The organism is Roseiconus nitratireducens (assembly GCF_008629675.1).
GTDB lineage: Bacteria > Planctomycetota > Planctomycetia > Pirellulales > Pirellulaceae > Stieleria > Stieleria nitratireducens.
Window position 1 is genome coordinate 85,181 of the sequence record NZ_VWOX01000017.1, and the last position, 12,404, is coordinate 97,584.

The 12,404-nt window shown below is 58.8% G+C and carries 7 protein-coding genes; 3 read left to right on the plus strand and 4 right to left on the minus strand.

The genetic code is table 11. From position 1 onward, the window contains the following. Positions 1-275: 275 nt before the first annotated feature. On the plus strand, positions 276-1,286 hold the full coding sequence (locus tag FYK55_RS23420; protein ID WP_150079053.1) for a DUF1214 domain-containing protein: 1,011 nt from the start codon (positions 276-278) through the stop codon (positions 1,284-1,286). Between the two features lie 188 nt (positions 1,287-1,474). Here FYK55_RS23420 and FYK55_RS29815 read toward each other — a convergent pair whose 3' ends face one another. The 3 genes from FYK55_RS29815 to FYK55_RS23435 all read right to left on the minus strand — a co-directional run bounded on the left by FYK55_RS29815 (position 1,475) and on the right by FYK55_RS23435 (position 9,027). Next, the gene (locus FYK55_RS29815) at positions 1,475-2,845 is read right to left on the minus strand and encodes a hypothetical protein (protein ID WP_235908928.1); all 1,371 of its coding nucleotides are present in this window, start codon (positions 2,843-2,845) and stop codon (positions 1,475-1,477) included. Positions 2,846-2,951: 106 nt separating this feature from the next. Then, positions 2,952-6,494, minus strand: a complete 3,543-nt coding sequence (locus FYK55_RS23430) for an efflux RND transporter permease subunit (protein WP_150079054.1) — start codon at positions 6,492-6,494, stop codon at positions 2,952-2,954. Positions 6,495-6,828: 334 nt separating this feature from the next. Continuing rightward, on the minus strand, positions 6,829-9,027 hold the full coding sequence (locus tag FYK55_RS23435) for an efflux RND transporter periplasmic adaptor subunit (RefSeq protein WP_150079055.1): 2,199 nt from the start codon (positions 9,025-9,027) through the stop codon (positions 6,829-6,831). Between the two features lie 744 nt (positions 9,028-9,771). On the opposite strand from FYK55_RS23435, the gene FYK55_RS29240 reads away from it, so the two are divergent. Together FYK55_RS29240 and FYK55_RS23440 are read left to right on the plus strand one after the other, a co-directional pair. Beyond that, positions 9,772-9,909 carry a hypothetical protein gene (locus FYK55_RS29240; protein ID WP_161604703.1) on the plus strand — a complete coding sequence of 46 codons (138 nt, stop codon included), beginning with the start codon at positions 9,772-9,774 and terminating at the stop codon, positions 9,907-9,909. Between the two features lie 218 nt (positions 9,910-10,127). Further along, on the plus strand, positions 10,128-11,732 hold the full coding sequence (locus FYK55_RS23440) for a TolC family protein (RefSeq protein WP_235908930.1): 1,605 nt from the start codon (positions 10,128-10,130) through the stop codon (positions 11,730-11,732). Between the two features lie 17 nt (positions 11,733-11,749). On the opposite strand, the gene FYK55_RS23445 is transcribed toward FYK55_RS23440, so the two are convergent. Further along, positions 11,750-12,304, minus strand: coding sequence for an RNA polymerase sigma factor (locus FYK55_RS23445; RefSeq protein WP_150079057.1), 555 nt, complete (start codon positions 12,302-12,304; stop codon positions 11,750-11,752). Between the last annotated feature and the right edge of the window lie 100 nt (positions 12,305-12,404).

The window sequence follows — 12,404 nt, forward strand, 5'->3', positions numbered from 1 at the left end:
CTGCGCCAGCGTGTCAGGGCACGCAGCGATTCTTGCGACCAAAACGGGTCAACCTTTCTCGGTAGAATTCGGTCCGGCAAAACTCCTTTCGTTGAACGCGGCGTGTGAAACCACGGATCAGTTCGTCGCTCCGGAGCTACCTTGACGAGGAACATCACCATCCGTCCCTGACCGCGTCACGCGTTTTGCTGCAGAAGCGATCCGCCAGAAGATAGAATTTGGGGATGTGGATGATTGATTTGCCGCTTTAACCAATCGTTTTCCCGGAGAGTGTCATGATTGTTCTACGATTGACAACTGCTTTCTTTGTCTGCCTTGTGTGCATTCCCGCGTTCGCCGGCAAGCCGGTCAATGTGCTGAACTACACGCGTGCCGAGACGGACCTGCAATTTCAAAGCTACGCAGCCAAGATGGGCGGTGTCGGAAAACTGGCGCACATGCGCGAGCCGTATTCCGTCAAAGACCAGACGACCATTCGCGGCAATCGAGACACGCTCTACTCGTTCGGCGTGTACGACCTGGTTTCTCCGGTGACGATTGTCATGCCAGATTCCAAGGGTCGGTTTCAGTCGCTGCTCGTGATCGATGAGGACGAATACAACCCGGTTCTTAAAAACGGCTCCGGGGAACTGACATTGACGCTCGATTCCGTCGGCACGCGGTACGCAATGCTGTTGTTCCGCACGTTCGCAGACCCGAACAACCCGGACGACATGATGAAGGCCCACGCACTCCAGGATGCGATCCAGGTCAAGCAAGCGTCGGCGGGTACCCTGCAGCTTCCTGACTGGGACAAGCAATCACTGCTCGCGACCCGCCAGCAATTGAACCAAATGGCTGCGACTTTGACAGACTTTTCCGACGCTTTCGGACGCCGTGGCGAAGTGGATCCGATTGAGCATTTGATCGGGTCCGCCGCGGGCTGGGGCGGGAATCCGCAACGTGGGGCAATGTACTTCAACGTCGCCCCCGAAAAGAATGACGGCAACACCGCTTACACGTTGACCATGCCCAAAGACGTTCCGGTGGAAGCGTTTTGGTCAGTCACGGTGTACAACAAAGACGGTTTCTTCACGCCGAATGACCAGAACGCGTACTCCTACAACAGCGTCACTGCGAAACGTGAGGATGACGGCACGGTGGTCATTCATTTTGGCGGTGACTCGAAAGCGAGCAATCACCTGCCCATCACCGACGGCTGGAACTACGTCGTCCGTTGCTACTTGCCGGGTTGGCAAATCATCGAAGGAAACTGGGCACCGCCGGCACCTCAAATCGCCAAATGATATCCCCCCGCATTCCCGGATTCAATTGAACAGGAATCACCGGCAAGCCGCCCTGAGTTCCGTAAGGAGCTTCTTCAGAAAAAGGGCAGGGGCGGCGTGTTGACTTCATCGCCGGAGCGAATCCGCCCAGACACCGCCCCCGCGGGTCGGAAGGCGAAGCGACCTTCGCCTTGGCTTTTGATCGTCCACTACCGGATCATCGGTGCGGAGACACCTTGGCCGTTCAGAATGGCCAGGTACTTGTCGGGGTCGGCTGCAATCCGCTTGGCACAACCGGGACAGCAGATGTAAATCGCTTTGCCATTGGCATTCACCTTGTAGGGGCCACCCATGGCATTCAGCGGCTCGTCCATCACCGGGCATTTCTTCTGGGCCGCAATGTACGGCGCGTCCGCCGCGGAAACTTTGTAAATGCCTTCGCGGACCTGTTCGGTTCCCGAAGGCACACTGCCGCCGGATCGGTTTCCATCAACCATTGCCATGTACTTTGCGGGTTCCGCTTCGACTTTCTTGATACAGCCGCGGCAACAGAGAAAGATCGGCTTGCCACCCACCATCAATTTGACCGGACCACCCATGCTGCCCAATGGTTCATCCATCACCGGACAGGTTTTCTGCGCTGCGATCAAAGGCGCGTCTGCTGGCGTGGTGCGCACGACCGACACGGTCATCTGCCCGGAATGTTTCTCCGCTTTGGAATCCGATCCCGACGAACTGTCGCCGTAAACCATCGCCAGGTACTTGGCCGGCTCTGCCTGCACCTTTTTGATGCAGCCTTTGCAACACAAGTAGATCGGCTTGTCGCCTACTGTCACCTTGATCGGAGTCCCCATTCCACCGAGCGGCTCATCCATGACGGGGCATACCTTTTGTTTGGCGATTGCCGGAGCATCGGCAGCCGTCGCCACCGCGACGTGGATTTCGGGTCGTCCCGAGGTGTACCTCGCGGGATCGGCTTTGACGGCATCGACGCAGCCGGCACAGCACACGAAGATTGTCCGACCTTGGACCTCAACGCCGACCGGTTCCCCCATACTTCCCAACGGTTTGCCGCTCACCGGGCAAATTTTCTGCCTCGCGATTGCCCCGGCTGCCAATTGGGCGTCACTGGCCGGCACGGTTGCGACTTCGTTGAATCGAACGCCTGCTGCACCGATGCCGACAAGCTGGGCGTCGACCTCAATCTGTCGACCGGCAATTTGAGACAGATTTACGGGAGCGAGAAGTCCGCCCTTCCCGTCGGGCAACAAGTCGTAGCGGTATCGTTTCGCGTTTCCTTCGACCCGCAGGATTGCTGCACCGCGGCCGCGATCCACTGAAACAGGTGCTCCCTGCCGGTCAAATGCAAACATTTGAATGCCGCTTTGGTCAACGACCGTCTCGATTTGTAAATCGCCGGCAACTTTAATGCTGCCACCGTGGGGGCCCACTCGAGCCGACGAAGGTTCCGCGTGGGCGGAGGACATGGTGTGGTTGTGGCCGGCGTGCTGCCCTTGCGCGGGCAGAACGCTTGCGGTCACAATCGCGATCCATACGGTGAGGATTGGGGAGTAACGCATACTTTCTCCTTCGGTAAACAAGCCGGGCACTCCGTTATGCCCGTCGTTGATGTGTGTCAGATTGGATGCCTTGGGAAAGCCGTTCTTCACGACCTTCAAAAAACTTTTATGCGGCGATCGAGAGTTCCTCCTCTGATTGGAGTTCGCCTTCGTTCCAAAGTGGATCCTTGAATCCCAAACGCAACTTGGTTTCCAGGTAAGCCGCGTACAGCGTCGGAACAATGAATGATGTGAATGGTTCGGCAAGCATGCCCCCGAACACCGGAAGCGCCATGGCTCTGGCGACATCGGCCCCGCGTCCGGACGCAAGCAGAACTGGAACCAGTGCCGCCAGGGTGGTGACCGTCGTCATCATGCAGGGGCGGATTCGCTTCAATCCCGCTTGATAGATGGTTTCCCGAAGATCCTGCACCGAGTCGATCTTCGTCCGGCTCAATCGCTGATGAATGTAGGTCGCCATCACCACACCGTCGTCAACGGCCAGTCCGAACAGCGCAATGAATCCGACCCAGACCGCCGTGTTCAATTCCACCTCCATCCAAGCCACGGCAATCATCCCGCCGGCAAAAGCCACGGGAATGCCGGTGAAGACGGCCAGGGAGATCGGAAGGTTGCGAAATTCGAAATAGATCAGCAACAAGTTGATGAAGATGACCAAGGGAATGATCCACATCAGCCGCCGATTGGCTTCGATTTGATTTCGAAAACTTCCCACTGCTTCCAGCGAGTACCCTGGCGGCAAAGAAAGGCGATCCGGATTCCCCGGTGAAGAGCTCTGTGCAACTCGCAATTGCTCCTCGATCGCTTCGACGCTTTCAAGGTCGCCGGCAGCGCCGTTGGTCATGAACGAAACGTGCGCGACAAGTCGTCCGTTCTCGCTATTGATGGCTCCCGGCCCCCAAGTGGTTTCAAGCGATGCCAGCTTTTCCAGCGGTACCACCGCCCCGCTGTGGGTGACGACCGGAAGTCGTTTCAGACCGTCAATTTGTTCACGGAGATCCCGATGGTAGCGCAACCGGACGGGATACCGCTCCCGTCCTTCGACGGTTTTGATCAGATTCATTCCACCCAGAGCCGTCTCGATCACCTGGTTGACCATCGCCGCACTCATCCCGTAGCGCGACGCCGCCTTGCGATCGACCGTGAACTCCACGTAAGGCTTCCCCAAGACGATGTCGGGGTTGACCGTACCGGCATTGATGTAAGGTGATTTCTTTAGTTCACCGGCGACATCCATCGCCGCCCTCGACAACTCATCCAGATCGTTCCCATAGACTCGAATCGCCATCGGAGCCTTGATCCCCGATTGCAGCATCACCACGCGGCCCTCGATCGGTTGCAAAGCCGACGCCGGCGTCACCCCCGGAAGCGTGGCAACACGATTGATCTCGTCCCAGACGTCACGAGCGGTCACGCCGGGGCGCCACTCGCTTTCCGGCTTCAGCATCACGTACGTTTCAACCATTGCCGCTGGAGCAGGATCCAATGCGGATTCGACGCGTCCTATCTTGCCAAGAACGTCTTTGACTTCCGGGATTTGGCCGATCAGGACATCCTGAGTCTGCAACACCTGCATCGCCTGCGAGAAACTCGCCGCGGGATAGAGTGTCGGCATGTAGAACCAGCTTCCTTCGTCCAGCGCAATCCAGTCGTCGCTTTGCAGCCCGGTGAAAGTGTGCTTCGCATCGACGTAACCGGGGAATTCGTTCAGGTCCGCGCCGAATACGGCGGCCACGCGTTCAACAGGCTTGAGCACCGTGGGAAGTCCGATCCACGCTCCCAAGCCAAGCAGCAACAGCAACGTCGGAAAGGAGAGTGCAACGACTTTGTGATTCAACGCGTGCCGAAGTCGTGCTGCGTAGACCCACCGGACAAGTCGGCTGGACGGAATTTCTTCGATCGGCTTGATCCGTTCGCGCATCAGCTGCCAACCCGCAATGCTGCCCAGGGCAGCTGCCAAGGTCGTCACGGCCCACGGCGGAATCGCCAGGTAGCCCGCCAAACGCGGCCCCCACATAAAATGCGACAAGCCGGCGAACAGTGTCGCCAGCGCAACAGCGGCAATCGCTGCGACCAGACGGGTGCCGCGGGCGCTCTTCAACATCAGGCGACACAATGCCGGGACGATTGTGACCGCGGTGATCATCGCCGCGGCAATTGCAAACGTCTTCGTGTAAGCCAAAGGCGAGAACAGCTTGTAATCCCGGCCCGTCAAAAAGAACACGGGCAGGAAGCTGACGATGGTCGTCGCGACCGCTGTGACGACCGCTGGTGCCACTTCGATCGCCGCATTGTGAACCACCTCGGTCCGGCTGGGCTGATCCCCGGACCTTGCGTCTGATTCCGTTTCCCAATCCGAAAGGTGTTGGTAGATGTTTTCGCTGACGATGATCCCCATGTCGACCATGGTCCCGATGGCGATCGCGATCCCCGCCAGTGACATGATGTTGGCATCGACGCCAACAAAACGCATAGCGATAAACGACATCAACACGGCTGCGGGAAGACAAATCGCAACGACAAAACTGCTGCGAATGTGCAACAGGAAAAGCAGGATGATGATCGCCGTGATGATGATCTCGTCGCGAAGCGCGTGTGTCAGCGTGGCCATCGTTTCATCGATCAAACCGCTGCGATCATAGACGCCGTTGATCGTCACTCCGCCCAACGAAGGGGTGATCGCCGCGATCTTGTCTTTGACCCGGTCGATCACCACACGCGGATTCTCCCCGTAGCGCATCACGACGACTCCACCAACAGCTTCCGCGCCGTTGTAGTCCAAAGCTCCCCGACGAAAATCAGGCCCGATCTGGACCGCCGCGACGTCTTTGACGTGGACGGGGACCCCATCACGTTGCAGGATCACCGTCTCCTCGATGTCCTCAATGGCCTTCTCGACGCCGCCGTCCGACCCCAGAAAGCCTTTGCTGCGGACGATGAACTCCATCCCGGTCGTTTCCACCGTTTTGGCGCCCACATCCAGATTGGATCCCCGGATCGCCATCGCCAGCTGATCCAGTGTCACGGCGTGGAACCGCAGCTTGTCCGGGTCGACTTCGACTTGATATTGGCGAACATAGCCTCCAATCGACGCGACTTCGCTCACGCCCTCAACGGCTTGCAGTTCGTATTTGACGACAAAGTCTTGAAGACTACGAAGCTCGGCCAGCGTCATGCCGGATTCCGCGGGCTGACCCTCACGCGTCTGAGGCGGGACCAGCGTGTAATAGTAGATCTGCCCGAGTCCCGTCGCGTCCGGCCCAAGTTGCGGGACAACACCGTCGGGAAGCTGGGAAGCCGCCGTTCCCAACTGTTCCGAAACGCGACTCCTGGCCCAGTAGAAATCAATCTCGTCCTTGAACGTCACCTGAACGAAACTGTAGCCGAACATGCTTTTCCCGCGAACCGATTCGGCCCCGGGCACGGCAAGCAGAGAAACACTCAGCGGATACGTGACTTGATCTTCAATGTCCTTGGGTGAGCGTCCCGGCCAAGGTGTCAGAACGATCACCTGGTTTTCGCCCACGTTCGGAATCGCGTCGATCGGAACCGACTTGAAACTGAACCAACCGGCAACACTGATCGCGATGGTCAGCAGCACAACCAGCCAAGGTTCTTTGGTGCAAAAACGGATCAGGAGGCTAAGCATCGTTTCCTCCCAGTACAAAGGTCGCGTGTGCAGCTTTGCTTCACCCTCCCTCCGGGAGGGTCGCGGAGGAGCTTGCGACGACGCGGGGAGGGCATGTCCGGCGCGATTGATTTCAGCGGGTTCTTGAAGACACCCTCCCCAAAGGCTCGTACCTCGCCTTTGACCCTCCCGGAGGGAGGGTAAATTCCAGAAAAGCACGTCATTTCCTGGCTCGGAAAGCTGCACGGCGTCCAAGCGGGAGCATGAAGTGACTTGGGTAGATACCAGCGCCCTCTGGAAAGGCAAATGGAGCAACGCGACCGCTGAAGGGAAGACGCGAATCGAATTCGTGCATTCATCTCAGTTCTCCCAATTCCGGCACTCCCAACTCCGCCACGAGCTCACCGCACCGCAGCATTTCGCTTCCCCAATACGGATTGGCCAGCTCCCCTTCGGGCTGCATCCAGTCCCCGCCACCGCCGGGGACCATCGGGCAATAGAAGTGAACCAGTCTTTCCGCGGTCTGGGGACCTCGCGCAACCATTGCCGCCAGCAGCAGGGCACGGCTGACGGTGCGATAAGCGGCGCGGGCCGTCTCCAAAGAGCCATCCATTCGCCCCGCCGCCCGTCGCGCCGCGGCGAATCGACGTTGTGCCTCATCGGGCACTGCCGACGACATCTCCAATTCACGCATGCCTTCGATCATGTGGTTCAGCGCGACCGGCGGCGGCGTCTGGTCGGAAGCCATCGCGGATTGAATCTCAAAGTAGGCGTTGTACGTTTCATCAAACCTCGCACCGATTTCACCGGCCAGCAGCTGCGGGCTGGTCGCCGGCAGTTCCAGCGGACCCGGCGGAAATTCGGTTGCCTTGCTCGGATCCAGAAGGGACGGATTGCCCGCGAGCTGCATTTGCGAATCGATCAAGAAGTTCCCACCGGTTGCCACGGTTTCGCCGGCACTGAGCCCTTCCACGATGACGGCTTCGCGTTTGCTCATCGGCCCCACGGTGACTCGCCGAATCTCGAACCGCCCAGGCTCCGTCTCGACATAGATCACCGCGTGTTGGCCGGCCATCAGCACGGCATCTCGCGGCACCGTGACCACGCGTTGCTCAGGAAGAGGTTCCGTGGAATAGCCCAACTGCGACGTGGGCACCAACGGCATTCCGCAAAGCGGGCAATCGCCCGGCTGGTCCCGGATGACCTGAGGGTGCATCGGGCTGATGTACTTGCCGGCCAACGCCGGATCGTAAATTCGAGTCGTCGGCAGCGCTGGCACGGTCACCGTGGCGGTTGCGTAGTCCCCGGGCCGCAATTGACCGTCGAAGTTCAGGATTTCGACGCGGACACTGACGGTTCGTGTTTTCGGGTCGACCGTCGGATCAATGAACGCCACCCGTCCGGTGAAGACTTCGCCCGGCTTTGATTCGATTTCCGCTTCGATCTGTTGACCGAAGCGGATTGCGGCCGCGTCGTCCGGAAACAAGTCGAGCATCAGCCAGACGGTACTCAAATCGGCAACACGAAAAATCTTCTGTCCGGTTTTGACGTAATCTCCCTCGACGGCAGCTTTCTCGATGACCGTTCCGCTCTGCGTTGACTTGATGTGAATCCGCGATTGAGGCTTCCCGGTCTCGACGAGCTCGTCGATCTGTTGATCGGTCATTCCCAATTCGGAAAGGTTGTCCCTCGCCACAGCCGAAAGATCGCTGCTGTCGATTTGAAACCTTCCGACCTTTCCTTTGTTCTGAAGGCTGGTGATGAATTCTGTCTGCGCCGTAAACAGTTGGGGGCTGTAGATCAGTGCCAAGTCGTCACCCTCGTTGACCTTGACCCCAACGTAGTTCGCAAACATCTTCTCCAGCCGACCGTCGATGTACGCGGAGATCGTTGACAACCGACTTTCATCGAACTCAATCATCCCGATGGTGCGAATCGTTCGGTTCAATTCCCCCAGCTTCGATACGCCGGTCTGAATCCCAACCAGGCGGCGCGCCGCCGGCTCAATCGAAACGGAGATTCCGTCTCCACCCGAGTCAGCGGTGGCCTCAACCAGTTCCATCGCACACACCGGGCACCGCCCCGATTCGGTCGACGGTGGCGTGCACATCATTGGACAGATGTAACGTGTCTCCGATGAATCGCCCGACTTCTTTGATGCGGTGCCGCTTCCACCGTCACCGGGACTCAGCCAGCCGGTTTTCTGAGCAAGCCCCAAAAGAAACAGGCTGATCGCGACGACAGCGATCACCGCAACAGACTGGATCGCGGTTCGAACCAGCCATCGACGGCCGTGCAGCGACTCGCGAACTTTGGAATCGGGCGGTGAAGCCAACCGGTCGGCTCCACTTGAATGAGCTGATTCGCCCGGCACGGTTTCAGACACGCTCGCTTCGCTCGATGAACCCTGCGCTTCGCTCGCTGAACCCCGCGCTTCGCTCGACGGTTCGGCAGGTTCCCCTTCCTGCTTCGAGAATCCTTCGACGGACGACTGCTTTCGCGGGTCGACGCCGGCGCTGAGACTCTCGGGATTCGAATTCGATTTCTCAGTCATGGTTTCTAATTGCCAAATGTGCTGATTCCATTCACTTCGTCTAACAGGGGATCCCAAAAAATGCGGGAAGACTTCACCAGGAAAGCAACGCGATCAGGTGAAAGGACATTGCATTGCGCGGTTCAACGCCAAACCTGGTCGCCGCTCGATTCAATCCGGAGGCGCGTCGCGACGCTCGTCAGAGCGCGAATTCTTCGCCGTCTGATGACGGCAGCGACCTAAAGCGCGGATTTGCAACCGGCGCCCAGCGCATGCGATAGAGAGCCAGACAGTGTCCCTTTCGGACCGGTCGGCTAAGTAACGCTACAACCGCCAAACACAAAGATAGCGCTGTGAATCCAGCGGCAGGTGTTCCCAGAAATCAAAGACGCCAGATCCCAGGGCGTTGCTTGCGCCCCGGTGATGAGGCACTGGTGGGCTGTGGCAACACGCCCATTCCTGAACGTCCGCTTCTCTGCTCAATGGAGTGCGAGGCGAAACTGGCCCGCATGGCTGAGATCGCAGAGAACACAAACAGACGCCAGCCAGGGCAGGGGCATTCGCGCCAGCGACCCAAGTGGAATGGATGTCGTCCGACTCAGGCTCGTCCGCCTCAGGAACGAGCTCCGAAAGCTCTCCGAAAATTGGATCGACTTCCGCCGCCGGCTCCGCACTAGGCGAATCGCCTCGACAGCAGGCGGGCTCGTCTTCTTTTTGACCGCCGCTGCAACATCCACAGAGTTCGCCGGGCGATGAAACCTCGCAGTGGCCACAACCCTCGCATTGATGATCCGCATCGGCAGCCACTGGTGCCGCCTGGCACCCCGCCAGCGCAGCACCAACCGAAAACGGCTGGATGATGGTCGCCGCGATCAGGCAAAGGCTGACGAGAATGCGAATTAAGCGAGAGTTGGCCACGTCGTTGTTCCGAAAACGATACCCGTACCCGGTATACGAACTGTATCGACAATGCGCCCACCGAGTTCAGCAGGAATGTGCGGATTGGGCAAGATGTAGCACAAACATTCTGTACAAGCCAACCTGGATTTGCCATGGATCGGCCACCCAAAACGCGAATTTCGAGAGCTGGCCGTCACAGCTGGCTCCTGCTCGGCCTGCTGGTGCCTCCTTTTGCCTGTGGCACCACCGGCTGTACCGCTCCGGGTGGCGGGAACGAATTTCAAAGCATTTCCGCGGCCAACACCGATTTGACGGCCGACAGCGATTTGGTCGCAAATCATCCGGGGCTCAGTCGCGTTGGAGCCAGCAGCCCGGACGGCGAGGTCGCCGTGCCAGAGGAAAACGCCGCACCGTTCATGACTGAAGTGGCGCCGGCGACTTACGAAGATGGATTCCTGACGCCCCCCACCGCTGACCTCCCCGAATCAGATCCCCAGACCAAGGCAACCGAGTTCGGAACATTGGTCAGCCAGGAAGCGCCGATCCCGACTCTTGATGCCCCCGGCGATGAACAGCCGATCTCAGCCGCCGGTCAAAACGAGCCATCCAACATGGTCCGTGCCGAAGGACAGCCGATCGAAGCCTTGGTCAGCCAAGCCCTTGCAAGCCATCCTCGGATCCAAGCGGCCCGACAGCGCGTCGCCGCCGCCACCAATGTGATCCCTCAAGCCAGAGCGCTGCCTGACCCGAGCTTCAGCAACACCTTTTGGCCCCTGCACGACCAGGCGTTGCAAACCGCTGCCGGCCGGATCGGAAATCAAATGTCGCTGAATCAGCAGATTCCGTATCCGGAGAAACTGCGATCCAAAGCCAGGGTCGCCAGTCGCGAAGTCCAAATCGCTCAGGCCGAAGTGGAGGCGATTGAGCGGGAGATCACGGAATCGGTTCGTCTGGCCTACTACGAAGTTTGGTTCAACACGCGAGCCATCGAAATCCTGGAAGAAACCAAGTTGCTGGTTGACGATCTGACTGAGGTTGCCGAGGCTCGCTACAAAGCAGGCGGTTCCCAACAAGATGTGCTTCGCGCCCAACTTGAGAACGATCGCCTGGATGACCAGCTGGTCAACCTGCGAAAACAGAAGGCGGTCGCGCAAGCTGACCTGGCCGCGTTACTGCAGCAGCCCGTGGGTCTGATTCCCGAAACGACCGCGGAGTTGGACGCCTCAGCAAGCCCGACGGATATCCAATCGCTGATCGCGCTGGCCGAACAGTGCAATCCATCTCTGCGAGGACTGAGCTGGGAGATTCAACGCGATCGAGAAAAGCAGCAACTCGCCTGCCTGCAGCAGTACCCCGACTTCAACGTTGGCGTGCATTGGGGGCTGGTCAATGACAACAACGATGTGATTAGCCCCGTCGCCAACGGCCACGACAACCTCAGCTTCACCTTTGGCACCACACTTCCGATCTGGCGAGAAAAAATCAACGCCGGCATCCGCGAAGCAGGGCATCGAACCGCCAGCACCACACGTCGTCTGGAAGCTACACGCGACGAGATCTATGGGAAACTTCGTCGGTTGATGGCCCAGGCCGATGCCTTGATCGAGCAGCGAGACATCTATCGGGAGCGAATCGTTCCCCGAACCGAAGACACGCTCAAGCTGGCCATCGCCGACTATCGCGGCGAACGCACGGACTTCTTCACGCTGATCGAAACCTACCGTGAACTGTTGATGTTCGAAACTCAATTGGCTCGAATCGAAGCCAGCCTGGCCGGTTCCGTCGCCCAGATTGACCGTACCGTGGGCTGTCCATTCAGCGAGTGAGGGCGATCGCAACCGAATCAACGGTCTTCGGCTTTGAGCAGTTTTGCTAGCTCCCGCCTTGCCCGATTGAGCCGCGATCCGACGGTGCCCTCGGGGATGCCGGCCGCTTCGGCGATTTCTTTGTAGGACAGTCCGCCGTCTTCCTTCAAGCTGATGATTGTGCTCAGCTCGGGGTCGAGTTGCCGGAGCGCCGCCTGCAAACGTTCCGCGATTTCTTTCTGCTCGATCGTCGGTTCACTTCGCGTCGTGGGTTCAATCTCGATCGGAACGGTCTTGCGGACGCGTTGTCGCCGGAGATGCTGCAAGGCTTCGTTCCTGGCAATGCGATACAGCCAAGTTTCGAACTTTGCCGTCCCCTGGAATTGCTCCAGTTTCGTGAACGCCTGGACGTAGACTTGCTGGGTCAGGTCCTCTCCCTCTTGTCTTCCGACCATGCGGACCAGCAACCGGAAAACGAGATCGCAAGTCCTTTCGTAGATTTCGCGTTGGGCCGAGCGATCACCACCGGCCGCGGACTGAACCAGCGCAGGTGAGACGAATGAGTCGGCAGGCTGCTGACGGTTGGGATCCATTCACGCCATTCTATCGATACCCTCCGGGGGTAAATAGCGGGCGACGGATACTGACAGCCCACCATGAAACGCGTGCGTTGCACGTTGGTCATTGGTCGAA